Raw genomic sequence first — 26,402 nt, forward strand, 5'->3', positions numbered from 1 at the left:
ACTTTATCTTCCTATAATATAAGAAAGCTCCTGTATGTTCTACAGGAGCTTTCTTATTGTATTAGCTTATTTTTCTTTGACTTCAAGAAGTCCTACATCTCCATCTTCACGACGGTAGATGACGTTTGTTGTGTTATCTTCCACATCCTTATAGATGAAGAAGTCATGTCCCAATAGTTCCATTTGTAGGATGGCTTCATCTAGTTCCATTGGTTCAATGTCAATCGTTTTTGTGCGGACAACTTTCTCAAGAGCAACACTTTCCTCAACCAGAACGTCTGTAAAGATTTTGCTGGTTGCAGATTTGCTACGATTTTTCTTTTCAATCTTTGTTTTATTCTTTCGAATTTGACGTTCAATCTTATCAACTACCAAGTCAATAGATCCATACATATCTTGAGAAACATCTTCTGCACGAAGTGTAATGGAACCAAGTGGAATCGTGACCTCAACTTTTGCAGTTTTTTCACGATAAACTTTTAGGTTTACGCGGGCATCCAATTCTTGCTCTGCTTGAAAATATTTTTCAATTTTTTCGAGTTTAGAAACGACGTAGTCGTGAATGGCTTCTGTTACTTCTAGGTTTTCACCACGGATACTATATTTAATCATATAAGTACCTTCTTTCTAAACGTTTTTCTTTTTATATCTATATTATAACGCTTTCATTTTGTTTTTGCAAATAAATTTTTGATTATTCTATCTTGCTAATGAAAAAGATCTTATTTCTTTCACCCCATTTACAATTAACATTTCTTTGGATCTTTCTATGGTTGCTCCTGTTGTATAGATATCATCCACTATCACTATATTCTCTGGCCAGCTTTGATTTTCTTGCTCTATTCGTTCAAAGGCTTGTTCTGCTTTCAATCTTTCCTTTTTATTTTTTTGTGATTGGGCCTTTGTATCCTTTTTTTTCAATAGGTCTTGATAGGGGATCCCTGCAGATTCTAAAATGGCTGTTACTTGATTAAACCCCCTTTTCTTTTTTCTAGCATCGCTTAAAGGTATGGGAACTATGGTATAGCCTTTATATTTTTTTAGTTCTGCCTTCATTTCTTCAGCAAAGAGACAAGCTAACAATTGGTCACCTTGAAATTTGTACCTTTGAAAATATTCCTTCATCTCTTCATTATAATAGTAAAGCGCTCTATGGTTTACCTTCTTTCCTTTTCGTTTCCACTCTTGGCAATCTTCACAAAAAGTCTCCGTGCTTTTTTTACAACAAGTCTTGCAACTAGCTTCACTAATTGGATCAAACTTGTTTTTACAGTTGTCACACATCGTTGGATTATCCTTTTTCATTAGGATGAGGCTCTTTAAGGATTCTTGATAGGAAATCTCTTCATCACATAGCAAACAATTACTCAAAAACCTGCCTCCCGATTCATTTCTTTTATTTCTTTAATAGCTTGCGTCATCTCTTTGCTACTACCTTCTGCCAAGTATAGTAATTCCCCTGTGGGTCTTTCCATACTTCTTCCCACACGACCAGCGATTTGAACCAGAGCGCTCTTGGTAAACAATCGATGGTTGGCCTCAATCACGAACACGTCTACTTTAGGGAAGGTGACCCCCCGTTCAAGAATGGTCGTTGACACAAGGATGGTGATTTCTTGATTGCGAAATTTTTCTACCAGTTCCAACCTATTATCCGTTTTTGAGGTTACCAGTTCGATGATCTCATTCTTGAAGGCCCTTCTTAATAGACTGAGGATTTTTTCTCCTAATTCAATTTCTGATACAAATAGGATCAGGGGGAAGAAGGTTTTCCGTTGTTCTTTTATTAGCTTGAGCAACTTCGTTGGCACTTGTTTCTTTTCTACTTTTTTACGTAGATCTTTTAACCATACTTTTTTAGGGACCACAAGGGGATTACCATGAAAGCGTCTAGGTAGGCTAACGCGTTTTATCTCCTGTTTTTTGACCTTTTTATCCAATTCTTCTGTGGAGGTAGCTGTCAAATAGATGAGCTTCCCGTTCTTGGTCACTGCATTTGAAACGGCATGATAGAGAACGGGGTTGTCAACAAAAGGAAAGGCATCGACTTCATCGATTATGAGGAGATCGAAAGCTTTATAAAATTTGAGTAGTTGATGAGTAGTGGATATGACAAGAGGCGTTCGGAAATAAGGGTCTGAGTCACCGTGCAACAAGGAGATGGGACAGGAAAAATCCATCGTCATCCGTTTATACAATTCAATACACACGTCAATCCTTGGTGTAGCAATGCACACACATGTCCCTTTTTTAATCATCTCCGCCACCACTTGGTACATCATTTCCGTTTTACCTGCGCCTGTTACTGCGTGTACCATCATTGGCTTGCTTTCTGTCAAGGATTGAACCAACTCCTGGGAAACCCGACTTTGAAAAGGCGTTAAGGTCCCCTGCCATCTTAAGACTTCTTCTTGCGGAAAGGCTTGTTGGGGAAAATAATAAAGTGCTTGGTCACTTCTAACTCTTCCCAATTGAATGCAGGCTCTACAATAGTAGCTCCCCATCTGTAGTTTCCATCTAGCCTTATCAATCTTAGTTCCGCACCGATTACAAGTCAAACCCGTCTTTTCCTGCACTATTGCTGGTAGTTGCTGAGCCTGCTCAAGCAGGTCATCCTCCAGTTGGTCTTGGGTGAACAAGCGTCCATAACAATCTTCAAGTTTCATACTTATATATTCGTAAAAGCTCGCAGTTTTAAGAGTTTTTTTGTAAAATAAATGTATGGAATACAAGACTTTTAAAGAGGACGGTCTCGTCCAAGAAGAAATTAAAAAATCCCGCTTTCTTTGCCATGTTAAACGAGTTTATACTGAAGAGGAAGCTCGCGACTTTATAGCCGCTATCAAGAAAGAACATTATAAGGCAACTCACAATTGTTCTGCTTTTGTCATTGGGGAGCAGTTTGAAATCAAACGGACTAGTGACGATGGCGAACCGAGTGGGACTGCTGGCGTACCTATGCTTGGCGTTTTAGAGAATCACGAACTGACCAATGTCTGCTGTGTCGTCACTCGTTATTTTGGAGGCATCAAGCTTGGAGCAGGTGGACTCATTCGCGCTTATGCTGGCAGTGTCGCACAAGCTGTAAAAGAAATCGGTCTCGTTGAAATCAAAGAGCAGGTTGGTCTAGGGATTAGCTTAACTTATCCCCAATACCAAGAGTTTGCGAACTTTTTATCCGCTCACCAATTAACAGAATACCAGACAGACTTCACCGATGCTGTCTTTAGTCTGATCTATGTAGATAAAGGGCAAAAAGAAGATGTGATTGCGGACCTGATTGATTTTTACCATGGAAAGGTTGAGATTAGTGATCAGGGATTAAAGGAAGTGGAAGTTCCCATTCAGCTATAAAAAAAGGCTATCGCGTCGATAGCTTTTTTATATTTTACAAACCTTCTTACTGGCGGTATACTGGATACACTAACAAAGGAGTGTATATCGTATGCCTATCTATCAAAATATTACAGAATTAATCGGAAAAACACCTATTGTAAAATTGAATCACCTAGTACCTGAAGGGGCTGCTGATGTCTATGTTAAATTAGAAGCCTTCAACCCTGGGTCATCTGTCAAAGACCGGATTGCTCTTAGCATGATTGAAAAAGCAGAACGAGAAGGTCTTCTTCAACCTGGTTCTACTATCGTTGAAGCAACAAGTGGAAATACAGGAATTGGTTTGTCTTGGGTCGGGGCTGCCAAAGGGTATAAAGTCGTCATCGTCATGCCTGAAACCATGAGTGTTGAACGTCGGAAAATCATTCAAGCTTATGGAGCAGAACTTGTCTTAACTCCAGGTAGCGAAGGAATGAAAGGAGCTATCGCTAAAGCAGAAGAAATCGCTGCAGAACGAAACGGTTTTCTTCCCCTCCAATTTAACAACAGCGCCAACCCAGAAGTCCATGAAGCAACAACAGGACAAGAAATTTTAGAAGCTTTTGGGCCAAATGGATTGGATGCTTACGTCAGTGGTGTTGGAACTGGTGGAACTATTTCAGGTGTTTCTCATGCCTTGAAAAAAGTCAACCCAGCTGTCCAAGTCTATGCAGTCGAAGCAGACGAATCAGCGATTCTTTCTGGTGAAAAACCTGGACCACACAAAATCCAAGGATTGTCAGCAGGTTTCATTCCAGAAACGTTGGATACCAATTCTTATGATGGCGTAATCCGCGTCACTTCTGAACAAGCTTTAGAATTAGGTCGCTACATTGGTGGAAAAGAAGGATTCTTAGTTGGAATTTCATCTGCCGCCGCTATCTATGCAGCAATTGAAGTCGCTAAAGAGCTTGGCGCTGGTAAAAAAGTCTTGGCTTTGGCACCGGATAATGGAGAACGTTACCTTTCAACTACCCTTTACGATTTTGATCAAGAATAAGAAAGAGGCTACGATGTAGCCTCTTTTCTTTCTATCTGCTGAAACAAATTCTTATTTTCCTTGACTAGTGTCACTCAAAAATTCTTTACTTTCTTTAATCCAAATAGGTAATTGTTTGGCTAAAGGAGTAAAACCGATCTTATGGCGATCATTTGAAAAACGATGATGGCGAAAATGCTTTCTGTTCCCAGCTTCTAAGGCTCGAAGGGACAAGCTAGCCTTCCCAGAGTATTCATCTATATCAATAACCTGGGTACAAACTTGATCCCCAATTTTTAAGATATCATGAATGTTGTCAATATATCCACTGCGGATTTCAGAAATATGGATCAAACCGGTTACCCCTGTCTCTAATTCAACAAAGGCTCCATAAGGTTGCAAGCCTGTCACAACACCCTTGAGTTTATCCCCGATTCTCATGCCTCTCCCTCAATGTCAATCGATTCCATGACCACGTCTTCTTTAGGTTTGTCCATGGCACTTGTCTCAACTGCCGCAATTGTATCCAATACTTGATAAGAAGCTTCATCCATCAACTGACCGAAAACTGTGTGACGACGGTCCAAATGAGGAGTCCCTCCTTCTTCTGCGTAAATTTCTGCAATAGCTTCAGGCCAACCACCACGGGCAATTTCCTTTTTAGAATAAGGAAGGTGTTGGTTTTGAACGATGAAGAATTGACTGCCGTTGGTATTTGGACCGGCATTGGCCATGGATAGCGCACCACGGATATTGTACAACTCTTCTGAGAATTCATCTTCAAAAGACTCTCCATAGATGGATTCTCCACCCATACCTGTTCCAGTCGGGTCCCCACCTTGGATCATGAAATCTTTAATGATGCGGTGGAAAATCACTCCATTGTAGTAGCCATCTTTCGCAAGCGCAATAAAGTTTGCTACTGTTTTCGGAGCTTGTTCAGGGAAGAGACGAATCTTCAGATCTCCATAGTTGGTATGAATCGTCGCAATTGGTCCTGTTTCTTGATCCATTTTTGTTTGTGGTAAATGCAATTCTTTTTCAACCATTTTTAACTCCTCTAAGGCATGTAAGATGCCATCTTCTTCTAAATTTTTTGTGACATAATCTGCTTTAGCTTTTAATGCATCCTGGGCGTTTCCCATGGCAATCGCTAAACCAGCATAGTCAAATAGTTCTAAGTCGTTCAATCCATCCCCAAATGTTAAGACATTTTCTGGTTTGAATCCCAATTTTTCGACTACTTTTGAGACTCCATGAGCTTTTGATTGCTGATCTAAGACAACATCTGATGAGATTGGGTGCCAGCGAACCAAACGCAATTTTTGCTCCAAATTCTCAGGTAGGGCATCAACTGTTTTACCAGTCTCGAAAGTCCACATCTGATAGATGGGATGTTTGGCAGCAAAATCAAGATCTACTGGTAGCTTTGGATAAATGGGGTCAATAGCCCGACTTATCTCTTCTGTCCGAGTCGAAAGAGCTGCTTGATGACTTCCAACCAAACCATAATGAATCCCTACCTGCTTGGCCCAAGCAATAAAGTCTTGAACAAGTGGATTTGGTACCCTTTCTTCATAAATGACATGCTCCTTACGATCAATCACGTAGGAACCATTCAGAGTGACGTAAAAGTCAGGTTGGAGAGCCTTGATTTCTTCTGGCACTCCAAAAATCCCTCTTCCACTAGCAATAGCTGTGTAAATTCCTTTTTCTCGTAATTGTGAAAACACTCTGGTGACCGAAGCTGGAACATAGCCGGTCTCAACATTTCGTAGGGTATCGTCAATATCAAAAAATACTATTTTAATCTTTTTTGCTTTGTAGCGTGTTTTTGCATCCATGTGGGTCTCCATTCAGTATGCTGTCTATTATAGCATGTTTTTGACTAAAAATCTTCCTGAGAAACCAAGTGATGCTGGAAGGCATAGACCACTGCCTGAGTACGGTCGCTCACTTCTAATTTTGACAAAATATTCGATACATGGGTCTTGACTGTTTTTAATGAAATGAATAATTCATCAGCAATTCGTTGGTTTTCATATCCCTTAGTTAGCAAAGCCAAGATATCTCGTTCACGCGCTGTCAAGTCATCATGGAGTTCCACGTGGTTTTTCCGATACTCTACTTTTTGGCTGACCTCTGTCTCAATCGCCAACTCTCCTTGCTCCACCTTACGAATGGCCCGTAAAATTTCCTCTGCACTGGAAGTTTTGAGCATATAGCCTTTGGCTCCTGCATCCAAGACAGGATAGATTTTTTCATTGTCCAAATAGGATGTTAGGATCAATATTTTTGCATCTGACCACTCCTTTAGGATGGCGAGTGTCGCTTCAATCCCGGTCATATGGGGCATGACAATATCCATAATGATGACATCTGGTCGCTCCTTTAGGGCTAACTCAACACCTTCTTGACCATCACTAGCCTCTAAGACTTGATCAATCCCATCTTGCATACTTAAATAGCTTTTCAGTCCTAATCGGACCATTTCATGATCATCTACTAGTAATAATTTCATCATCTTCTCCTTCTACTAACGGCACTTTAATATCAATAGCCACTCCCTTTTTGGGACTGGTCAAAATCTTAATTCTTCCTGCCATGTCATCTACTCGATCCTGAATATTCTTCATACCGTAACTTAGTTCACCCAAAGATTCTGGATCAAACCCCACTCCATCATCTGCTAATTTGAGATGGAGAGATTGTTCTGTTTGCAACAGATAAACATCCAAGCGCTTCGCATGGGCATGTTTCAGTGTATTGCTCACTACTTCTTGTACAATTCGAAAAATATGCTCTTCAATAGATTTTGGTAATTTTTGAACATCGTGTTCAAAATAAACTTCTAAATTGCTCTTTTCTTGTAGTTCTCTAAAAATCACCTGGAGACCTTCTACCAAGTTTCGACCTTCTAATTCTGTCGGCCGCAGGTGTAATAAGAGAATCCGCAAATCATTTTGAGCGGTGTTTAGAATTTCTGTGACCCCCTTCAACTGTTGCCCTACTTTAGGGAGTTGAAGAACTTGATCCTGACTGGCTACACCGGACAAAATCATATTAGCTGCAAATAATTCTTGGCTAACCGTATCATGGAGATCTCGAGCAATTCGCCTGCGTTCTCTCTCCACAATCTCTTCTTCATTTTGCATGACTCGATTTTCTGTACGTTGTAAATTTTCTGTCAGGCGTTTGAGTTTGCGATCCAAGCGTTGAAACTCTTCATTAATCTCTTTGTTTTCTCCGAGTTTTAGCTTCTTGCCTTCGAGCAAGTTTCTCAGGTTTTTTTGGACAGTGTTCATGATTGTAAATTGAATCAATTTAATCAATAGAATCATCAAAATAGTCAGAGCAACCGTCAAACCAAAGCCGATAAACAGAAAAGCACGCAGTTTGGATAAATCTTCCAATAGATAAGTCCACTGAAAGTCGAAAAGACCAAAAATAGAATGGATAATAACAGCTAGAATTAAGACCGTATAAAGGAAGATTAAAAGATAGTCTGTTCGTTTCATCCTCTGACGACCTCCACATCTCCTACAATCCCCGCAATAACAAGCTTCACTGTTCGATGGGAACTTCGATAATTCAGTGTCTCCATGCTTACTGTCTCATTTCTCAATTTCCTAGGTTTTTGAGAGAAGAGGCGCAATTCTCCATATAAGGTATTTACCTGCAAGCTAAGCTCCACATCCACCGGCAAAATAATTTTCGTATTGCCAAACATCTTTCTCATGATGATGACATTGTCATGATTCACAACAATCACTTCGTCTAAGTGGATCGTATCCTTCCCGAATAAACGTGTAATCGTTAAATCGCGAAAATGGCAGTTTACCTTTGAAAAATGATGCAGATCCCCAATCCAAGGCGTTTTCTCTTGTCGGATTTCTACATCTTCCTCATAATCTATCTTCACTTCTTCGTTTTCACGGTAAAAATAGGGATAAGCCACCAGCATGGCATAGACGACGGCAAACAAAAGCGCAGCAATGACATAAGGATTTAACATGACAATAAAAAACAGCAGAATGCTGGATGCCACTAAAAGAAAATTACTCCGCTGTTTTCCGATGTAATAATACAATAAAAGCAAGCACAGAACCACGATTAGGACGATACGAGATATATTTCCCGCCAAAATAGTGATTGCAGCCATGGTGAGTAACAAAGCTTCAACAAACACAAACAATTGAATCTTCCACATAATTGAACCTCTCCATTCTATTTTATCAAAATTCTAAATGATTCGCTTCCGCCTCTAGAAGGATTCATTCCAACTCTCACTTTACTAAAAAACCAGACCAATGAGGTCTGGTTTTATAAGGTCATCATGTTAAGATTCTGGCTCAGTAGAAGCCGAAGGTTCCGTATTGGAATGGGATTCTACTGTTGTAGAGGTTGAACTTTCTGATGAACTACTTGAAGCTTTCGTGCTACTTGATGGTTCCGTCTTCGGTTCGTATACAGTCAAGACAATGCGAGTCTTTTTAATATCGATGCTCGATTGAGCTTCTGGAGTCTGACTCACAATTTGACCTGGTAAGACTTCTACACCAGCCGGAAGATGCGATGTGGTCTTCCGTTCAATATTTGCTTCCTTCACCCCATAGATCTGAACGAGATTAGAGACAGCAAATTCATAATTAGAACCAACATAACTTGGTAACTCAATCGAATTACTTTCCTTCGATACTTTCAGAACAACCTTGGTATTAGAAGTCAAATCATATTTTTGACCAGCGGCAGGAGATTGCTCAAGCACGATTCCTGGCTCCACTTCATTGGTCTCGACTTCTTCAATCGAAATCAGCTTGCTAGAAAGCTTATAGGTGGTTTTCAGATCATTTTCCGCATCTTCTCTAGACCTACCAGTATAGTCCGGCATATTAAAGGTGCTTGGTCCTTTCGAGACAACCAAATCAACCTTGCTGTTTTCCTTTTTCTGAGCTCCTGCATTTGGATTGGTACGGATTACATAACCCTCCAGCACCGAATCACTGTATTCTTCTTTTTCGTCTCCCACTTGAAGATCCTGATCTTCAATGATAGCACGCGCTTCTGCTACTGTTTTTCCAGATACATCCGGCACTGTTTTGTTGGCTGGACTCATATAAAGAAGAAAGGCAAAGGCAGCTAGTACCAAAGCTAGGGCGACAAACAAGACCTTGTAGCGCGTCCGCAAACGACGACGTGGCTTATTTTTTGGAGAAACTGGAGCTGTTCGATCCTCTGAAGCCACTGGTCGGTCCTCATGAACTGTAGGACGAGCCTCTGATGTTGGAAGTGGAGCCGGTTTTGGAACCACATTCACCTTTGGTAGGGTCTTAGTATCCGCTTTTGAAGCGTCATCAAAGACTAATTTTTTCTCATTACGGCGTTCATAAGATAGACAACTTGACAAGTCGACATACATTTCAGCTACCGACTTATAGCGATCGGATAGTTTCTTTGCTGTTGCCTTAATCACCACATTTTCCAAAGCCTGCGGAACATTTTTGTTCTCTTCAATGATGGACGGAAGTGGTTTTTGGAAATGTTGCAGCGCAATGGTCACTGCACTATCCCCATCATAAGGGATATGACCCGTCAGCATTTCGTAGAAAATGATCCCCATTGCATAGATATCACTTTGAATAGAAGCTTTCGATCCTCTGGCTTGCTCTGGTGATAAATAATGAACCGAACCCAACATAGAGTTGGTCTGGGTGAGACTGGTCTCTGCAAAGGCTACTGCAATCCCAAAGTCAGAAACCTTGGCATTTCCGTCCGATGTTAAAAGGACATTTTGAGGTTTCAAATCACGGTGAATAATGCCTTGCGTGTGCGCCAAGCGCATAGCAAGAAGGATTTGCCCCATCAAGCGAACAGCTTCTTCATTTGAGAGAGGGGCATTTTCTTTGATATAGCGTTTCAAGTCCAAACCAGCGACATATTCCATCGCCAAGTATTGCTGGCCATCCTCTTCACCGATATCCGTGATCCGAACGATATTTGGATGATCCAAATCTGCCATCGCTTTGGCCTCTCGTTGGAAGCGTGCAACTGCAATTGGATCTGTTTGGTAATTGGTCCTCAGTACTTTAACTGCAACTTCTTCACCATCTAAGATTAAATCCCGAGCGAGGTAGACATCTGCCATCCCTCCACGCCCGATTTGACGGATTATCTTATATCGTCCGGCAAAAATTTTGCCGATTTGAATCATGACACATCCTCCTCAGCAAAGCGAATCAGTACAACTGTAATATTGTCCAAACCGCCAGCATTATTCGCAAAGCGAATCAAGGTTTTTGCCTTTTCTTCAATCGATAAATCGCTGACAACGATATCACGGATTTCATCGCCAGAGATCATATTGGTTAATCCATCACTATTGATAACAATGAAATCTCCCGCTTCAACCGTAACCATACCAAAATCCGGCTGCAATTCATCTTTTTGTCCAATGGATTGGGTGATGATATTGCGCTGGGGATGATGAGCTGCCTCTTCTTCCGTAATCTGTCCTGCCTTGAGCAAGGCGTTTACTAAAGAATGGTCACTGGTCAATTGATGGTATTCCCCATTACGCACGAGTCCAATTCGGGAATCCCCTACATGCGCAAATAAGACTTGGTTATCAATAACGGCAACAGCTTCGAGAGTTGTTCCCATTCCTTTATGTTCTTCATCTTGACCAATGCGATGGATCTGCTGGTTTTCTTTTTCCAGATACTCCGCAAACCACTCTCTGACTTCATTAATGGTGCTGATTTCAGTTGCTACCCAAGCAGCGCCGAGATCGGTAACAGCCATCTCGCTAGCAATATTACCAGCACGATGCCCCCCCATCCCGTCAGCTAGAAAAACCATGGATTTTCCCGCTTTATTTTTATATTGATTTGCATAGTCTTGGTTATTTGTCCGTCTTTGACCTACATCGGTTAAGATAGAAATTTCCATACTGTCCGTATCCTCCTGAGATTACGATATTCTTCGAAAACGACTAATAAAGAAACCGTCGCTTCCATACAATTCTGGTGTAATTAAAATACAGCCATCTTTCAGAATATCTTTTCGTTCATGATCTAATGGCACGAGTTCAAAATTTGGATGGGTTTCTAAAAACTGGTCAACCACATCAAAATTCTCTTCTCTTATAATTGTGCATGTACTGTAGACTATTATACCATCTTTCCGCACACTTTGACAAACTCCATCCAATATTTCCAATTGAATCGCCTGTAGAGACGCAAAGTCAGCATTGTCTTTATTGTACTTGATATCTGGCTTACGGCGGATCAAACCAATCCCAGAACAAGGGGCGTCTACCAAGATTTTATCGAAGGCATCCGCTCCAAAAGCTTCAAACACCTTGCTGGCATCCAGTTTTTTTGTCTGGATTTTATCTGCAACTCCCAGACGTTCCGCATTTTCCTGAATTAATTGGAGCTTATGATCGTACAAGTCCAAAGCTGTAACCTGCCCATCAACTAGATAAGAAGCTAGATGGGTGGTCTTGCCCCCAGGTGCTGCACAGGCATCCAAGACCTGGTCTGATGGTTGGACCTCTAAAGCCGGAGCGACCAATTGACTGGTCTCATCTTGAATGGTTAATTTCCCTTGTTTGAAGTAATCAGAGCCCGCAAAATAGCCATTCTCCTTTACGAGGGCAGTTGAAGCCAATAAAGAATCCGAAGCCTGCAATTGCTCCTTGATGTCTTCTTTTTGATCCAGATCGACAACACGAACACTGGCCTTGTTGCGAACATAGAGACTCTCAAAAATCGCAATTGCCCGCTGTTCACCATACTCGTCCATCAACTTTTTCACCAACCAAACCGGAAGAGAATAGCGGATTGAAAGTCGTTTGTTGATTCGTTTAATCTGGTCAATTGATGGAAACTCCTCTCGTAGTATTTTCCGTAAGAGAGCATTGACATATTTTTCGCTGCCTTTTTTCCGTTGCTTGGCAAGCTCTACTGCTTCATGAACAACAGCATGGGGAGGAATCTTCTCCAGATAGACGAACTGATAGAGGCTCATTAATAAAAGATGATAGATCCAGGGATCTACCTGGTCTCGATCAGCGACAAAGTGCGATAGATACCATTCCAAGGTTAGTTTACGTGAAACCGTCCCATAGACGATTTCGGTTACTAGACTTTTATCTACATCTGACAAGGTTGCCTTGCCCAAGGATTTTTTGAGGGCGATGTTTGAAAAAGCACCGTCCTGGAAAATCTCTCCTAGGGTAGATAGGGCCACCCCTCGTGCAGTCTGCATCTTATTTACCAAATTGATCACCTACTTGCAGTTGTCGCCCTAAACCATTTAAGAAATCTCCGACAGGCATTTTGGGTTTACCGGCTGGCTGAACAAGGGTCAAGGCCAAGGCTCCCTCACCCGTCGCAACAACGATTTCATTTTTATGGAGAGCTAAAATTTCCCCTGGTTCTCCTTGACCTTCACACGGTTTTGCTTGGTAAATTTTAAAGCGTTCACCCTTCCATAGGGTATGGGCAACTGGCCAAGGATACATGCCTCGAACTTGGTTAAAGAGTTCACGGTTGGTCCGTGTCCAATCCAGGCGTTCTTCTTCTGGCTTGATATTTGGAGAGAAGGTGACTTGTTGGGGATCCTGCGGTTGGGGCTTAAGCTCTCCCGCAAGGTAAGCTGGCAGTGTTTCTAAAAGAAGATCCCGACCGACAAGAGCCAATTTCTCAAATAGGGTTCCCACATTGTCTTCCTCTAAAATAGGGATGGCGCGAGAAGAAATCATATCTCCAGCATCCATCTCTTTGACCATTTCCATGATGGTCACACCAGCTTCTTTATCCCCATTCATGATGGCATAATGAATAGGCGCTCCACCACGGTATTTTGGAAGAAGAGAAGCGTGCACGTTGACAGAAAACTTCATCGCCTCTAACAAACGACTCGGCAAAAACTGTCCAAAGGCTGCTGTGACAATCCCATCTGCTCCCAAAGCCAATAAGTCTTCTAGTTCTTGGCTTCCAGATAGTTTCTCCGGCTGATAGATTGGCAAGCCTGCTTCTAAAGCCGCTTCTTTTACTGGTGTCATTCGGATTTCTTTTTTACGACCAACTGCCCGATCTGGTTGGGTCACAACGGCTAGAATATCATAGCGTTCATCAGAAATCAAGCCTTTTAAGACTGTAGCTGAGAAATCAGGCGTTCCCATAAATAGTATTTTTGTCATTTTTTCTCCTTCTACATAAAACTTTGCGGTTCATTGTCAATGCTGACTCGAAGATCTTGATTTTCCCTCTCTTGAGTATAGTCCAAAATCTGATTTAAAACCTGTGGTAAGTGGTCTTCAAACCGGTACTTCAACAGAATCTGGTAATGGAATAAATTATGCGTGCGAGCAATCGGTTTTGGAGTTGGTCCCAAGATTTGGACCTGATCGGACAGACCTGCTTTCAACAGATCCATCACCTGATAAGCTTTTTTAACCACGACCTCTTCTTGTTTGTGAGAGAGGGTCAAACCTACCGTGTAATAATAAGGTGGATAACCTAACTGGTGGCGCACCTTCATTTCATAGGCATAAAATCCTTCATAATCTTGGCGTTTCGCATATTCAATGGCGTAATGATGAGGATTATAGGTCTGGATCAGAACCTGTCCTTCTTTATCCGCACGACCAGCCCGCCCTGCCACCTGGGTTAACAGTTGGAAAGTCCGCTCTGACGAGCGAAAATCAGGCAAATTTAGAGCTGTATCAGCATTTAGGACACCGACTAGCGTTACATTAGGGAAATCCAAACCTTTGGCGATCATCTGGGTCCCCAGTAAAATATCGGCTTGTCCTTGGCCAAACTGGTCCAACAAGGTCTCGTGACTCCCTTTTTTCCGAGTAGTATCAACGTCCATCCGCAGAATACGAGCCTCGGGGAAAATTTCTTGTAGCTCATCGTAGGCCTTCTGTGTCCCCGTCCCGTAATAACGAATCGATCGACTTTGACAATTAGGGCAGACTGTTGGAATAGCCTTGTGGTAATTGCAATAATGGCAATCCATCGTCTTGGTATCCATGTGAAGGGTCAAGGAGATATCACAATTCGGACAGGTATCTACCTGACCACACTCCCGACACATCACAAAGCTGGAATAACCCCGGCGATTGAGCATAAGGACGACTTGCTCTTTTCGTTGCAGACGTTCTGCTATCGCTTCTAGCAACTTAGGTGTATAGGTTCCGGATTCTTGCTGGCCAATATAATCCCTGAAATCAATCACTTCCACCTCTGGAATACGGGCAAGAGGATTGGCTCGTTGGGTCAATTGAATAAATTCATAGACTCCTTTTCCTGCACGGGCTCGTGTTTCTAGACTAGGTGTCGCCGACCCCAAGACCAAAACAGCCTGGTGATACTGAGCTCGTAGTAAGGCCACTTCACGCGCATGGTAGCGAGGATTGCTATCTTGTTTATAGGTAGCCTCATGTTCTTCATCGATAATAATGGCCCCTAGGTTCTTCAGAGGTGCAAAGATAGCAGACCTCGCTCCTACGACCACTTGAGCTTCTCCACGTTCAACACGTCTCCACTCATCGTATTTTTCACCATTGGATAGACCTGAATGAAGTATGGCCACCCGATCCCCAAAGCGAGAAATGAAGCGATCCGTCACTTGAGGCGTCAAGGAAATTTCGGGAACCAACATAATAGCTGTTTTTCCCTTTTCCAGCACCTCTTGGATGATTTGGAGATAAACCTCCGTCTTCCCACTTCCTGTGACCCCTTCTAGCAAAAAAGGTTTGGAAGATTGCCCAATTTTGCTGGTTACCGCTTGAACGGCTCGTTCTTGTTCAGCATTTAAAACCAAGGCCTCTGTCGACTCTTTGTTTTTAAAGTAGGCAGCCGCACGATTAACTTCTTTTTCAAAAATAAGCAAGGCACCCTGGTCAATGAAATAGTTTACCACTGGACGAGAGAATTCCGCCAATAAATCACTCAAAGGCGCTTCTACTTCCTGACCTTGGAAAAACTCACGCAAGGCCAAGCGCTTTTTAGCATTCTTAGCGATTTCCAAATTTTTAAGTAGGTGATGACTTACCCGATACCATTTTTCTGTTTTGATACGTTTACGATCCACTGCTTGGTATTCTACTTCCAACTCTCCCTTACGAGTCAGTCGCATCATTCGTACTTGAGCATCAATATCCAAAGAAGAAAAGGCCAAACTGGTCGCTGTTCCAAAAATGTCTTCTCTATCTTCTAGAGATAGCAGTTCTGTCGGATGGAGAATTTTGTCATAGGAAGAATTTAAAACACTCGGTAGCATGGCTTTTAAGAGGGTGATCTTGTAGGCAAAAACCGTCTTCCGCAACTGATCTGCCAGCCAAAATTGCTCCTCTCCTAGAACTGGTTGGTAGTCTAAGACCTCCACGATACTTTTCAATTCTTGGTCTTGAGCTGCTGGAGTGGTCTCTTCAAGGCCAACCACAATCCCTTGAATGAGCCGATTGCCCTTCCCAAAGGGAATATGGACCCGCATTCCTTTTTCCAAGAACGGAGAAAACTCTTCTGGTACCTGGTAACTATAGGGTTTGTCTGTTTGCATCAAGGGAACATCAACGATGACTTGTGCCAGCATGCTTTCACCTCCTTCCTGTCCTAGCGCTAAATAGCAAAAAATAAGATTGAGCGAACCCAACCTTAAATTTTTTCACCATCTTCTTTTTCTTTCGCGATTTGTTCTTTAATTTTACGCTCTTCTTCTTCTTTACGCAAGCGTTCTGCTTCGATTCGACGACGAACCGCTTCACGCTTAGCTTCTGGATCTGGGTGAATCACCACATTTCCTGATTCAATCTCTTCCAAGGCACGCAAGGTAGATTTTACTGATTGAAATTCTTGAGTAGGAGTTGCACCACTCTCTAACTCATGAGCTCGTTTGGCTTCAAGAATAACCAAAGAGTATTTTGACGGTACTTTATCCAACAATGTGTCAATGGACGGTTTTAACATCATAATCTTTTTACCTAATTCCTATTCTAAATTATCGTACCACTTGAGTGGCTTTGGGAAGCATTTCTTGGTAGTGACCAATGACCCGATCAACACGGAAATGTTCTGCTTCAATCACACGTTTGACACGTTCCGCAGCCAAAGGCACTTGGTCGTTGACAATGGCATAGTCATACTCCCGCATCAAGGCAATTTCTTCTTTTGCTTTTTCGATCCGCTGGGCAATGACTTCCGCACTGTCTGTGCCACGTCCAACCAAACGATCTTGCAACTCATCCAAATCTGGAGGAGTCAGGAAAATGAAGACGGCATCTGGTACCTTTTTCTTGACCTGCAAAGCTCCTTGCACCTCAATTTCAAGGAAGACATCGATCCCTTTATCGAGTGTTTCGTTCACATAGGTCAAGGGAGTCCCATAGTAATTGCCAACATATTCAGCATATTCGAGCATTTGACCTTGACGAATCAATTCCTCAAATTCTTCACGTGTCCGGAAGAAATAATCTACTCCGTCCACTTCACCTGGACGTTGTGCACGTGTTGTCATCGATACTGAGTATTGAAACTGATTGTCTGAGTTTTCAAAAATCTCACGTCTAACCGTTCCTTTCCCAACACCTGAGGGCCCTGAGAAAACGATTAATAATCCTCGATCCGCCATTTTGTCTCCTTCGCTGTCTTTCTATCTAGTGTAACAAAAATAGAAAGATTTTTCAACAGATTTTTCCTTGAGGCAAGGCCCTAACCACTTCTCTACCAATGAACCATCTCATCTGTACTAACCCATTTTTAACACGACTTACAAAAAAATAGCCAACTAAGGTTGTTCCACCTTCGCTGACTATCTTTTATATATGGCTTTTAACAAGCTCTATTTTGCATAATCAATGGCACGTAATTCACGAATAACGGTTACCTTGATGTTACCAGGGTACTCCAAGTTGGACTCAATCTTCTCACGGATATCATGAGCCAAGATGGTCAATTTATCATCCTTGACTTCTTCAGGGCTGACCATAATTCGAATTTCACGACCTGCTTGCAAGGCAAAGCTGGTCTTAACTCCCTCAAAGCCATTTGCAATTTCTTCAAGATCTTGCAGGCGTTTGATGTAGCTTTCAAGAGACTCGCTCCGGGCACCTGGACGCGCTGCACTCAAGGCATCTGCTGCTGCGACAATGACTGCGATGACACTTTCTGGTTCAACATCACCATGGTGACTAGCAATCGTATTGACAACAACTGGGTGCTCTTTGTATTTACGAGCTAATTCAGTACCAATTTCTACGTGGCTACCTTCTACCTCACGGTCAATGGCTTTACCAATATCATGAAGGAAACCAGCTCGACGAGCCAAGGTAGCATTTTCACCAAGCTCACTAGCAATAATACCAGATAACTTAGCAACCTCAATGGAGTGACGCAAGACGTTCTGTCCATAAGAAGTTCTGAATTGCAAGCGTCCCATAATCTTCATCAAATCAGGATGTAGATTTGGTGCGCCAATTTCATAGGCTGCTGCTTCACCATATTCACGAATCCGATGGTCAATTTCCAAACGGTTCTTCTCTACCAACTCTTCAATCCGAGCTGGATGGATGCGACCATCTTTCAAGAGACTTTCCATGGTCATTCGTGCGATTTCCCGACGAATCGGATCAAATGCAGACAGGGTGACTACTTCTGGAGTATCATCAATAATCACATCCACACCTGTCAAGCTTTCGAAGGTTCGGATATTTCGACCTTCGCGACCAATAATCCGGCCCTTCATTCCATCATCTGGTAAATGAACCGTTGAGTTGGTCTGTTCTGCCACAAAATCCCCGGCCATCCGTTGCATGGCTTGAACCAGGATATCTTTTGCAACTTTATCTGAACGTTCTTTCACTTCCACTTCTGCTTCTCGAATTCGAGTCGCAATCTCTTTGGAAAGTCGTTCTTCTGTTTGCGTTAAGATAATATCACGTGCTTCCGATTGAGTCAGAGAAGCAATTTTTTCTAATTCTTCTTCTTTCTTCTTTTCTAGCTCATGTAATTGTTCTTCACGCGCATCAATGTGTTTAGTTCTATCTGAAAGACTTTGCTCTTTTTGTTCAAGAGCTTGCTCTTTGCTCGTAAGATTGTCATCTTTGCGATCAAGATTATTCGAACGTTCCGCTAAGCGGGTTTCTAATTGTTTTAATTCTTGACGCTCTGATTTAAACTCAGCATCGACTTCTTCTCGATATTTTCTGGCTTCTTCCTTTGCCTCCAAAAGTGCTTCTTTTTTAAGTGAACTAGACTCGTGCTTAGCTTCTTTCAAAATCAAATCAGCTTCGCGCTCTGCCTGTCCACGTAAATTCGTTGCTTCTTGTTCAGCATTTAAAAGAGTAAGTTCTGCAGCCTCTTTCGATGCTTTCATCTTGACTGAGATCCCTACATATCCAATGACTAAACCAATGATTGCGGCAAAAACAATTGCAATTCCAAATTCCATGTTTTTACCCCTAATCTAATGAATAGTTGAATTAAAAAATTCTTTATTATTTTATCATATTTTTACAAAATTAACAAACAAATTTTCTAGCGAAAACTAATCTATTTCTGCTATTATTCTAATGCTTCTTTCCCTCGATTCTAACGGGAAAACACCCTAAAAACAAGCTTCTAAATCTTATTTCAACGGCTACTTGCCTCTCTCTTCTCTTATGTTTTCATCCACTGACAATTGTGCTATAATCAAGAAAAAAGAAATTGAGGAAGATACATGACGAAAGAAGTTATTGTGGAAAGTTTTGAATTAGACCACACTGCTGTAAAAGCCCCTTACGTCCGCCTAATCGGAGAGGAAACTGGACCAAAAGGAGATGTCATCTCAAACTACGATATCCGCTTGGTTCAACCAAATGAAGACTCTATCCCGACTGCTGGTTTACATACAATTGAGCATCTATTAGCTATGTTGATCCGTAAACGCATTGATGGCATGATCGATTGTTCCCCATTTGGGTGTCGTACTGGCTTCCATATGATTATGTGGGGACAGCACGATCCAAAAACCATTGCACAAGTCATTAAATCCTCCCTAGAGGAAATTGCTGAAGCGACAAGCTGGGAAGACGTGCCAGGAACGACGATTGAATCTTGCGGAAACTATAAAGATCACAGCCTCTTTTCTGCCAAAGAGTGGTGCAAATTGATTCTCGAACAAGGTATTTCTGACGATCCATTCACACGCCATATCGTATAAAAAACAAAAGACTTCTCTTTGAAAGAGAAGTCTTTTCTAATTCTTAATAATCCAATGCATCGGAATGGCCTTTTCCGTTTCCGACAAAGTAGCCTGTTTTAGCATTGATACTAAACAAATATGTTCCATCTGGCTTAAAGAGGTTGTAATAACCATTGCCGTTGATAATATTCACGCGTTCCAATATGTATTGATCTCCGACGATATGACCACGTTCCCGGGCAATCTTCAGAACTTTCTCCAAAATACCAGGGTTAAAGGTCCATGCAGGATTGTTTACATCGTCAAGCGCTGCTTGGTTGTATGGCACCCGGCTCAAGTTTCGTTGAAGTGGCACACCAGTACTTTGAAGACCAAAGCCAGAATAGCCTGGGTTCACTCCGCCTGTCGTGCTGCCTTCAGTAGCTGGGGCTGGAGTCGGAGCTGGACTGGTAACCGTTCCAGAAGAAGCTGCACTTCCTCCGGTAGCACTGCCTCCACCATCTGTCACAGGTGCTGGAGTGGCAACTTGTTGTGATCGTCCTTGAGCTGCAGCATCCTTCAATAATTGGTTCAATTTTGTATTAGATGTCGACACATCTGAAAAGACTGCATCACTCTTTACCTGCGCCTTGGTATCGATGGCCCCATCCTTAATAACTGGGCTGGTAAACTGAGAGTTTACTGTTTGAATAGCAGAAACCTGCTTCACCAATTCATCGTATTTACTCTTGGCTGCATCGTATTCCTTGGTATCTTTCAATTTTTCTAAACTTGCTTTTAGTTTTTCCAAGTTACCAAAAGAATCATTTTTCAACTTCGTCTGCGTGTCATCTGTAAAGAAAGCTGCATACTGATCGTTAAAATCCTTCAGCAAAGCCTCTGTATTCGCACTCGTTGAGGCAGAAGAACTAGAGGACTTCTTGCTAGATGAGCTAGTAGAAGAGACGACTGTCGTTTCCCCTTTAGACTGGTTACGGATCCATTGATAAGACAACCAACTAGCCGTAGCAACTGCTGTCAGAGCTAAAGCTGAAAATAAAATTGGTTTTACCCGGCTCTTTTTCGGTTCTTCAGGAATCTCAATTTCTTCATCCACATATGGTTCTGTTGGCTCTGGACCAAATTTAATTTTTGCCGGACGTTCCCCAGGAATTGGATCAGGAATGCGAGTAGACGCACCTTCTTTTTGACCTGCTTCAGCCGGTATTGCTTCTTTTACTGGTTCTTCGTTTGGAATTGACTCTGTTGTTTCCACAGTGGCTGCTTCCTCTGCCTCAGCTAACATTTCCTTCTTCATGACGATGGTATCAAACTTGTGAGCTTCAATTTCGTCACGGTGCTGTTTGATGTATTTATCAAGGACATTGTCTGTTTCCTTGACGCCTGCTTCGATTTCTTCAGCCTTGCGGTTTGCTTGGCCAATCGTCATCTCTTTGGCGTCCTTAAAATCAAGAACTGACTCTGCATCTTGGCCCAACTGCTGTTTATCTTCTTTTGTCATATGTTTCCTTTCTCACTAGCCGCTTGTCGACGTACCCGTTCCCCAAAGAACTGATACAAGTCAACCTTTAAGGTTCCGTTATATAATTTTCGTTTTTTATCCGCTTGTCTCCCAAATTTCTTTTCAAAATCTTCATCACTGGTCAAGATAAATTTACTCCAAGTCTTCAATGGTGCAAAGACCTCTCCCATTTCAGCGTACAATTTTGTCACTCCTGCATCATCGGATAAACGTTCACCATACGGTGGATTGGAGATGATGACCCCATTGATCTTCTCCGAGCGCAAATCTTGAACCCTCATTTGCTTAAAGGTGATATCACTTGCAACTCCAGCTTTTTGAGCATTTTCTTTGGCAATCTCAACCATCCGCGCATCGATATCGGTTCCCATGATGTCTAGAACAAGGTCCCGATTGATTTTTTTACTAGCCTCTGTGCGAACTTCTTGAATCAGTCGATCATCCACCCAATTCCACTCTTCAAATGAGAAGGTCCGTCTCAAGCCTGGCGCTATCTGGCGAGCCATCATCGCTGCTTCGATACAGAAGGTCCCTGATCCACAAGTCGGATCAACCAAAGGCTTATCTGGATACCAATTGGAAAGTTGAAGAATGGCTGCCGCCATATTTTCCTTAATGGGTGCGCCCCCTTTTTCCGTCCGATAACCACGTTTGAAAAGGCTGCTACCAGTGGTATCAATTAGAATAGTCGCTTGGTCCTTCAAAATGGAAACTTCAATTTTAAATTCTGGTCCATTTTCAATCAATGGAACGCCTTCCGGGCGGGCATAGTGTTTTTGCAACTTTTTAACAACAGCCTTTTTTGAAATCGCTTGTACACTCGGTTCGTTATGCAGTTTGGATTTGACACATTTTGCTTTGGAGATGGGGAAACGTGCTCCTAAAGGGAGGTATTGGTCCCAATCCAAGGCAAAAACTCCTTGAAAGAGTTCTTCAAAGGTACGGGCAGGAAAGGATCCTACGACGATCTTGATTCGGTCTGCAGCCCGCAACCAAAGATTGGTTTCGATGATTGCACGAACATCGCCTTTGAAACGGACTCGTCCATTTTCCACTTGGCAATCGTAGCCCAGCTCTCGTAATTCACGCCCAACCACTGCTTCTAATCCAGCAGCAACTGTCGCAATTAATTCAAATTGTTTTTTCATTTGTTCCTCATTGTTTAAAAAAGGAGGTTGAGATTTCTCTCCCCCTCACCACCTATATGCAATTTTCTATAAGCCATGTTTTGTTCCAGAAATGACTAGGTACCATTTCCTTCGATAATCATCTGTCTACTGTTTCCAGTCAGAATGCTATGTTCGTTTCCATGCATTCCATGCCCCGACCAAAGTTTGGGTTGCTAGCTTGAGGGGTTTACCGCGTTCCACTTTTTAGGTTTCCCTAAAAACTACGTCACTGTGGCACTTTCAGAGCTAATAGAACTTATCCTAAGACTTAGCCCGTTCGCTCGCCGTAACTTGAAGATCAAGTCCCTAGGCTTATGGATTCACCTAGCACAAACACTACAGGCATCACAGCCTGTGCTAGCATGGACTTTCCTCATGAGAGAAAGCTCTCACGCGATTATCCAAAAATTGCACGATTCATCTTTTATGTCTTAAAAATCACGATCTACGACTTGTTTCCCGAAGACTTCTTTTTCTAGACGATTTAAGCGTTTCAAAATATCGAAGTTTGTCGTAGTAGTGACCTGAGGAAACTCATGCTTTGGAGCAGATTCAGGAACTGATGGACTCGGAGTTGCTTGGCTCGTTTTCTTCGCTAATTCTTCACGGAGCCGAGCGTTTTCTTCTTTCAATTCCTTCACTAAGGCAGCATAGGTTTCATAGTCTTTGATGACATCATCCAAAAACTCATTTACCTCAACTTTACTAAATCCACGAACTTCTTTTTTGAAATCTTGATCAAAAATATCTTTCGCAGTAAAAATAATACTTGCCATCATTCTCTCCGTTCTAGTTAATCATAATCATTATATAAAAAATGAGGAGCAAAAATCAAGGTAAATCACTTATTTTTCGCAAATTTTTTCCGCTACTTCATTTAAGTCGTCAAAGTTTAATCTTTTGACATGATACTGATCCATTTCTAGCATCATTTTGTAAAGATATTTGAGATTTGTTTCATGTTCTGGGTCGTAAAATAAATAAGCACCATCTGTATTTTCTAACAAAAAAGTATTGTATTCTTTGAATTGACCTGGCTGGCTATAAGAGGGATAGGCATATTTGACAAAATTAACCTGTTTAAAGCGACTTAGGACTTCTTGATTGGCCTCATTCCAGTTCTCTCCTTGATTTTCAAACATAAAAATTGTGGCCAACTGTATCTCGTATTCTTTTTTTAATTCCTGAGCAACCTCTAAAACCCAAGCTTCAAAACCTAAATTCCCTGTAAAAATCAACCACTTGACTCCCTCTTCCAAAAAACGGACTAAATCCCTACGAATCGCTTCTTTAATTATTGGAAGTCGGGGGTCCTTAGCTGTCAGAATTCCCAATTCAAATGCCTTATAACCTGTAATCAGTAAACTATTCATTATTTCCCCTTCCTTCTTCATTTTGTGATATAATAGAGTGATGTAATTGTACCAATAAGGAGAATGATGGTCAACTATCCTCACAAACTTAGCAAGAAATCTTCTTCGCCCCTCCAGAGGAAGCAAAGTGTGAATTTTGCCAATCGAGGGATGACATTTGAAAAAATGATTAATGAGAGCAATCAATACTACCTTTCTAGAGGGATAGCGGTTATTCATAAAAAGCCGACACCCATCCAGATTGTAAAGGTGGACTATCCTCATCGCAGTCGGGCAAAGATTGTAGAAGCTTATTTTCGCCAGGCATCTACCACAGACTATTCTGGTGTTTATAAAGGACACTACATTGATTTTGAAGCAAAAGAGACCCAGCAAAAACAAGCCATGCCGATGAAAAACTTTCATCAGCACCAGATTGATCACATGGCTGCAGTCGTCCAACAGGGGGGAATTTGTTTTGTGCTCTTGCATTTTGCAAAGCTCAATGAGACCTATCTACTGCCCGCTCCTTCCCTAATCGACTTTTACAACATCGATCACGGCAGTAAATCTATGCCATTGACCTATATACAGGAAAATGGTTATCGTATCGAGACAGATCGACTTCCAAGCGTCCCTTATCTCGATATTATCGAACAGAATCTACTAGGCGGTAATTAAATGAACAAACAAACAGTTATCCAGTGGTTAAAATATGCAGCGATTGCGGCTATTTCCTTATTTTTCCTTTTACTTATTTTGGGTGGATTGGTATTTGGATACTATGCCTCAAAAGCACCGACTCTTTCTGAGAAAGACCTCATTGCAACGACATCCAGTAAAATTTATGACAATCAAAACAATCTGATTGCCGACTTGGGTGCTGAGAAACGAATCAACGTAAAAACAAATGAAATCCCAACTGACTTGGTCAATGCGATTGTGGCGATTGAAGACCACCGCTTTTTCAACCACAGAGGGGTCGACTTTATTCGTATTGGAGGAGCCTTCTTCAGTAACCTCCGAGGAGGTCGCCAAGGAGGATCTACTCTTACACAGCAGTTGATCAAACTCACTTACTTCTCTACTTCGTCGTCCGACCAAACCCTATCTCGGAAAATCCAAGAAGCTTGGCTTGCTACTCAATTAGAGCAAAAAGCAACCAAACAAGAGATTTTGACCTACTACATCAACAAAGTCTACATGTCTAACGGAAACTACGGAATGCAAACAGCTGCTCGTAGCTACTATGCAAAAGACTTGAAGGACCTTTCTCTGCCACAAGTGGCCCTATTGGCCGGAATGCCTCAAGCACCGAACCAATACGATCCTTATACCAATCCGGAAGCTGCTCTCCAACGCCGTAATCTGGTTCTTAAAGAAATGTTGGATATGAAGTCCATTACAAACGAGCAGTACGAAAGTGCCGTCAATACACCTGTTACCGATGGCTTGCAAAGTCTAACCGGCTCTAGCAACTATCCTGCTTATATGGATAACTACCTCAAAGAAGTCATCCAACAAGTCGAGGAAGAGACCGGCTACAATGTCTTGACAACTGGTATGGATGTCTACACCAACGTCGATACCGCAGCTCAAAAACGTCTGTGGGATATATACAACTCTGACGAATATGTCAATTATCCAGATAATGAGTTGCAAGTTGCTTCTACTATCATCGACGTGACAAACGGAAAAGTCATTGCTCAGTTGGGATCCCGTCATCAATCATCTAATGTATCCTTCGGTACCAACCAAGCTGTCGAAACGAACCGAGATTGGGGATCTACAATGAAACCTATCTCAGATTATGCTCCCGCAATTGAATATGAAGAGTATAACTCCACTGGAGTAACCATTCCTGATACGCCTTACAACTTCCCTGGTACAAATACGCAAATTTATAACTGGGATAGACAGTACTACGGCAATATCAGCATGGTCTATGCTCTCCAACAATCCCGTAACGTTCCTGCGGTCCGGGCTCTTGAAAAAGTTGGTTTGAAGAAGGCTCAGAAATTCTTGAGCAGCATGGGGATTGATTATCCAGAAATGGTATATGCAAATGCAATCTCAAGTAATACCAGTGACTCTAGCAACAAATACGGGGCTAGCAGTGAGAAAATGGCCGCTGCTTATGCAACCTTCGCAAATGGCGGTACCTATTACAAGCCTCAATATGTGAATCGGGTTGTCTTTAGCGATGGTACAACGAAGAACCTTGAAACCTCTGGAACACGAGTGATGAAAGAAGCCACAGCTTACATGATGACAGATATGTTGAAATCAGTTATCACAGCTGGTACAGGATACAATGCAAATATCTCTGGTCTTTATCACGCTGGTAAAACAGGTACCTCTAACTATGCCGACAACGAATTAAAAAAACTGACCAAAGACTACAATTACTCAAGTATTGTGACACCTGATGAATTGTTTGTTGGGTACACCACACGATATTCTATGGCTGTATGGACAGGATATACCAATCGCTTGACTCCAGTCCTAGATGATGGAGTCAAAGTCGCGACGGATGTCTACAAACAAATGATGCTGTATTTGTATGAACAATACGGATCAGGTAGCGAAGACTGGACCCAACCAAGTGGCGTATACCGTAGCGGTTCCTACCTCTATCTCAATAATGGTAAGAACAACTACAATTACTACTATTATGAGCCAAGCTATACAGTTGAAGAAACGAGCGAATCAACAGAAGAAAGCTCAAGTTCATCTAGCTCAGAAGAGAATTCTAAACACACAGAATCATCTTCTAAAGAGAATGAGCAAAATCACTAATTAGAACA

Annotated in this window: 25 protein-coding genes and 1 other RNA gene; 5 read left to right on the forward strand and 21 right to left on the reverse strand. The window is 42.0% G+C overall.

The window, feature by feature from the left end; genetic code table 11:
- Positions 1–66: 66 nt before the first annotated feature.
- The 3 genes from raiA to QZ158_RS02200 all read right to left on the reverse strand — a co-directional run bounded on the left by raiA (position 67) and on the right by QZ158_RS02200 (position 2,666).
- Positions 67–612 carry a ribosome-associated translation inhibitor RaiA gene (gene raiA / locus QZ158_RS02190; protein WP_293874107.1) on the reverse strand — a complete coding sequence of 182 codons (546 nt, stop codon included), beginning with the start codon at positions 610–612 and terminating at the stop codon, positions 67–69.
- Positions 613–699: 87 nt separating this feature from the next.
- Entirely contained in the window at positions 700–1,371 is a 672-nt protein-coding gene (locus QZ158_RS02195) for a ComF family protein (RefSeq protein ID WP_293874110.1), read from the reverse strand.
- Positions 1,368–2,666 (reverse strand): DEAD/DEAH box helicase, encoded by a 1,299-nt coding sequence (locus QZ158_RS02200; RefSeq protein ID WP_293874113.1) that lies wholly within the window; start codon positions 2,664–2,666, stop codon positions 1,368–1,370. The genes QZ158_RS02195 and QZ158_RS02200 overlap by 4 nt, the downstream gene beginning before the upstream one ends.
- 55 nt (positions 2,667–2,721) lie before the next feature.
- Here QZ158_RS02200 and QZ158_RS02205 point away from each other — a divergent pair, with 55 nt between their 5' ends.
- A complete protein-coding gene (locus QZ158_RS02205; RefSeq protein WP_293874116.1) occupies positions 2,722–3,354 on the forward strand; it encodes a YigZ family protein in 633 nt (210 codons plus the stop codon).
- 91 nt (positions 3,355–3,445) lie between these two features.
- On the forward strand, positions 3,446–4,375 hold the full coding sequence (cysK, locus tag QZ158_RS02210; RefSeq protein ID WP_293874119.1) for a cysteine synthase A: 930 nt from the start codon (positions 3,446–3,448) through the stop codon (positions 4,373–4,375).
- Between the two features lie 51 nt (positions 4,376–4,426).
- Here the strand turns inward: cysK and QZ158_RS02215 are convergent, their stop codons facing one another.
- From QZ158_RS02215 to QZ158_RS02275, 13 genes are all read right to left on the reverse strand, one after another.
- Positions 4,427–4,795, reverse strand: a complete 369-nt coding sequence (locus tag QZ158_RS02215) for a S1 RNA-binding domain-containing protein (RefSeq protein WP_048715304.1) — start codon at positions 4,793–4,795, stop codon at positions 4,427–4,429.
- Positions 4,792–6,198, reverse strand: coding sequence for a bifunctional Cof-type HAD-IIB family hydrolase/peptidylprolyl isomerase (locus tag QZ158_RS02220; protein WP_293874137.1), 1,407 nt, complete (start codon positions 6,196–6,198; stop codon positions 4,792–4,794). Before QZ158_RS02220 ends, QZ158_RS02215 begins: the two co-directional genes overlap by 4 nt.
- A gap of 44 nt (positions 6,199–6,242) precedes the next feature.
- Complete coding sequence (locus tag QZ158_RS02225) at positions 6,243–6,875, reverse strand: response regulator transcription factor (RefSeq protein ID WP_061563639.1); 633 nt, start codon at positions 6,873–6,875, stop codon at positions 6,243–6,245.
- On the reverse strand, positions 6,853–7,872 hold the full coding sequence (locus tag QZ158_RS02230; protein WP_272083960.1) for a sensor histidine kinase: 1,020 nt from the start codon (positions 7,870–7,872) through the stop codon (positions 6,853–6,855). The genes QZ158_RS02225 and QZ158_RS02230 overlap by 23 nt, the downstream gene beginning before the upstream one ends.
- On the reverse strand, positions 7,869–8,564 hold the full coding sequence (gene liaF, locus QZ158_RS02235) for a cell wall-active antibiotics response protein LiaF (protein WP_293874151.1): 696 nt from the start codon (positions 8,562–8,564) through the stop codon (positions 7,869–7,871). Before liaF ends, QZ158_RS02230 begins: the two co-directional genes overlap by 4 nt.
- 129 nt (positions 8,565–8,693) lie before the next feature.
- Positions 8,694–10,565 carry a Stk1 family PASTA domain-containing Ser/Thr kinase gene (pknB, locus tag QZ158_RS02240; protein WP_293874154.1) on the reverse strand — a complete coding sequence of 624 codons (1,872 nt, stop codon included), beginning with the start codon at positions 10,563–10,565 and terminating at the stop codon, positions 8,694–8,696.
- A complete protein-coding gene (locus QZ158_RS02245) occupies positions 10,562–11,302 on the reverse strand; it encodes a Stp1/IreP family PP2C-type Ser/Thr phosphatase (protein WP_293874157.1) in 741 nt (246 codons plus the stop codon). The genes pknB and QZ158_RS02245 overlap by 4 nt, the downstream gene beginning before the upstream one ends.
- Positions 11,303–11,323: 21 nt before the next feature.
- On the reverse strand, positions 11,324–12,637 hold the full coding sequence (gene rsmB / locus QZ158_RS02250; protein ID WP_293874160.1) for a 16S rRNA (cytosine(967)-C(5))-methyltransferase RsmB: 1,314 nt from the start codon (positions 12,635–12,637) through the stop codon (positions 11,324–11,326).
- Positions 12,627–13,562 carry a methionyl-tRNA formyltransferase gene (fmt, locus tag QZ158_RS02255; protein ID WP_293874163.1) on the reverse strand — a complete coding sequence of 312 codons (936 nt, stop codon included), beginning with the start codon at positions 13,560–13,562 and terminating at the stop codon, positions 12,627–12,629. Before fmt ends, rsmB begins: the two co-directional genes overlap by 11 nt.
- Before the next feature lie 11 nt (positions 13,563–13,573).
- Entirely contained in the window at positions 13,574–15,964 is a 2,391-nt protein-coding gene (locus QZ158_RS02260; protein ID WP_293874166.1) for a primosomal protein N', read from the reverse strand.
- Positions 15,965–16,026: 62 nt separating this feature from the next.
- Positions 16,027–16,341: a DNA-directed RNA polymerase subunit omega gene (gene rpoZ, locus QZ158_RS02265; protein ID WP_006596845.1), complete on the reverse strand. Its 315-nt coding sequence runs from the start codon at positions 16,339–16,341 to the stop codon at positions 16,027–16,029.
- A gap of 28 nt (positions 16,342–16,369) precedes the next feature.
- On the reverse strand, positions 16,370–16,999 hold the full coding sequence (gene gmk, locus QZ158_RS02270; RefSeq protein WP_293874179.1) for a guanylate kinase: 630 nt from the start codon (positions 16,997–16,999) through the stop codon (positions 16,370–16,372).
- Between the two features lie 210 nt (positions 17,000–17,209).
- Entirely contained in the window at positions 17,210–18,817 is a 1,608-nt protein-coding gene (locus QZ158_RS02275; protein ID WP_293874182.1) for a ribonuclease Y, read from the reverse strand.
- A 270-nt stretch (positions 18,818–19,087) separates the two neighbouring features.
- Here QZ158_RS02275 and QZ158_RS02280 point away from each other — a divergent pair, with 270 nt between their 5' ends.
- A complete protein-coding gene (locus tag QZ158_RS02280) occupies positions 19,088–19,570 on the forward strand; it encodes an S-ribosylhomocysteine lyase (RefSeq protein ID WP_006596848.1) in 483 nt (160 codons plus the stop codon).
- Positions 19,571–19,613: 43 nt separating this feature from the next.
- Here QZ158_RS02280 and QZ158_RS02285 read toward each other — a convergent pair whose 3' ends face one another.
- The 5 genes from QZ158_RS02285 to QZ158_RS02305 all read right to left on the reverse strand — a co-directional run bounded on the left by QZ158_RS02285 (position 19,614) and on the right by QZ158_RS02305 (position 23,616).
- Positions 19,614–21,053: a cell division site-positioning protein MapZ family protein gene (locus tag QZ158_RS02285; protein ID WP_293874190.1), complete on the reverse strand. Its 1,440-nt coding sequence runs from the start codon at positions 21,051–21,053 to the stop codon at positions 19,614–19,616.
- Positions 21,050–22,222 carry a class I SAM-dependent RNA methyltransferase gene (locus tag QZ158_RS02290; protein ID WP_293874193.1) on the reverse strand — a complete coding sequence of 391 codons (1,173 nt, stop codon included), beginning with the start codon at positions 22,220–22,222 and terminating at the stop codon, positions 21,050–21,052. The genes QZ158_RS02285 and QZ158_RS02290 overlap by 4 nt, the downstream gene beginning before the upstream one ends.
- 64 nt (positions 22,223–22,286) lie before the next feature.
- Positions 22,287–22,652, reverse strand: an RNA gene (gene rnpB, locus QZ158_RS02295) — RNase P RNA component class B.
- 22 nt (positions 22,653–22,674) lie between these two features.
- Positions 22,675–23,019, reverse strand: coding sequence for a cell division regulator GpsB (gene gpsB, locus QZ158_RS02300; RefSeq protein ID WP_006597079.1), 345 nt, complete (start codon positions 23,017–23,019; stop codon positions 22,675–22,677).
- 69 nt (positions 23,020–23,088) lie between these two features.
- Entirely contained in the window at positions 23,089–23,616 is a 528-nt protein-coding gene (locus QZ158_RS02305) for a DUF1273 domain-containing protein (RefSeq protein WP_293874202.1), read from the reverse strand.
- 66 nt (positions 23,617–23,682) lie between these two features.
- Here QZ158_RS02305 and recU point away from each other — a divergent pair, with 66 nt between their 5' ends.
- Positions 23,683–24,276 (forward strand): Holliday junction resolvase RecU, encoded by a 594-nt coding sequence (gene recU / locus QZ158_RS02310; protein ID WP_293874205.1) that lies wholly within the window; start codon positions 23,683–23,685, stop codon positions 24,274–24,276.
- Complete coding sequence (gene pbp1a / locus QZ158_RS02315) at positions 24,277–26,394, forward strand: penicillin-binding protein PBP1A (RefSeq protein ID WP_293874208.1); 2,118 nt, start codon at positions 24,277–24,279, stop codon at positions 26,392–26,394.
- The last annotated feature ends 8 nt before the right edge of the window (positions 26,395–26,402 follow it).

The organism is Streptococcus sp. A12, from assembly GCF_905372335.1.
GTDB lineage: Bacteria > Bacillota > Bacilli > Lactobacillales > Streptococcaceae > Streptococcus.

Bases quoted from the DNA above. Each gene is read 5' to 3' on its own strand.
- QZ158_RS02285 (WP_293874190.1), bottom strand. From the start codon at position 21,053: ATGACAAAAGAAGATAAACAGCAGTTGGGCCAAGATGCAGAGTCAGTT.
- QZ158_RS02290 (WP_293874193.1), bottom strand. From the start codon at position 22,222: ATGAAAAAACAATTTGAATTAATTGCGACAGTTGCTGCTGGATTAGAA.
- fmt (WP_293874163.1), bottom strand. From the start codon at position 13,562: ATGACAAAAATACTATTTATGGGAACGCCTGATTTCTCAGCTACAGTC.
- QZ158_RS02205 (WP_293874116.1), top strand. From the start codon at position 2,722: ATGGAATACAAGACTTTTAAAGAGGACGGTCTCGTCCAAGAAGAAATT.
- QZ158_RS02215 (WP_048715304.1), bottom strand. From the start codon at position 4,795: ATGAGAATCGGGGATAAACTCAAGGGTGTTGTGACAGGCTTGCAACCT.
- gpsB (WP_006597079.1), bottom strand. From the start codon at position 23,019: ATGGCAAGTATTATTTTTACTGCGAAAGATATTTTTGATCAAGATTTC.
- pknB (WP_293874154.1), bottom strand. From the start codon at position 10,565: ATGATTCAAATCGGCAAAATTTTTGCCGGACGATATAAGATAATCCGT.
- recU (WP_293874205.1), top strand. From the start codon at position 23,683: ATGGTCAACTATCCTCACAAACTTAGCAAGAAATCTTCTTCGCCCCTC.
- pbp1a (WP_293874208.1), top strand. From the start codon at position 24,277: ATGAACAAACAAACAGTTATCCAGTGGTTAAAATATGCAGCGATTGCG.
- QZ158_RS02245 (WP_293874157.1), bottom strand. From the start codon at position 11,302: ATGGAAATTTCTATCTTAACCGATGTAGGTCAAAGACGGACAAATAAC.
- QZ158_RS02220 (WP_293874137.1), bottom strand. From the start codon at position 6,198: ATGGATGCAAAAACACGCTACAAAGCAAAAAAGATTAAAATAGTATTT.
- QZ158_RS02225 (WP_061563639.1), bottom strand. From the start codon at position 6,875: ATGAAATTATTACTAGTAGATGATCATGAAATGGTCCGATTAGGACTG.
- raiA (WP_293874107.1), bottom strand. From the start codon at position 612: ATGATTAAATATAGTATCCGTGGTGAAAACCTAGAAGTAACAGAAGCC.
- QZ158_RS02305 (WP_293874202.1), bottom strand. From the start codon at position 23,616: ATGAATAGTTTACTGATTACAGGTTATAAGGCATTTGAATTGGGAATT.
- QZ158_RS02200 (WP_293874113.1), bottom strand. From the start codon at position 2,666: ATGAAACTTGAAGATTGTTATGGACGCTTGTTCACCCAAGACCAACTG.
- rpoZ (WP_006596845.1), bottom strand. From the start codon at position 16,341: ATGATGTTAAAACCGTCCATTGACACATTGTTGGATAAAGTACCGTCA.
- gmk (WP_293874179.1), bottom strand. From the start codon at position 16,999: ATGGCGGATCGAGGATTATTAATCGTTTTCTCAGGGCCCTCAGGTGTT.
- QZ158_RS02230 (WP_272083960.1), bottom strand. From the start codon at position 7,872: ATGAAACGAACAGACTATCTTTTAATCTTCCTTTATACGGTCTTAATT.
- QZ158_RS02260 (WP_293874166.1), bottom strand. From the start codon at position 15,964: ATGCTGGCACAAGTCATCGTTGATGTTCCCTTGATGCAAACAGACAAA.
- cysK (WP_293874119.1), top strand. From the start codon at position 3,446: ATGCCTATCTATCAAAATATTACAGAATTAATCGGAAAAACACCTATT.
- liaF (WP_293874151.1), bottom strand. From the start codon at position 8,564: ATGTGGAAGATTCAATTGTTTGTGTTTGTTGAAGCTTTGTTACTCACC.
- QZ158_RS02280 (WP_006596848.1), top strand. From the start codon at position 19,088: ATGACGAAAGAAGTTATTGTGGAAAGTTTTGAATTAGACCACACTGCT.
- QZ158_RS02275 (WP_293874182.1), bottom strand. From the start codon at position 18,817: ATGGAATTTGGAATTGCAATTGTTTTTGCCGCAATCATTGGTTTAGTC.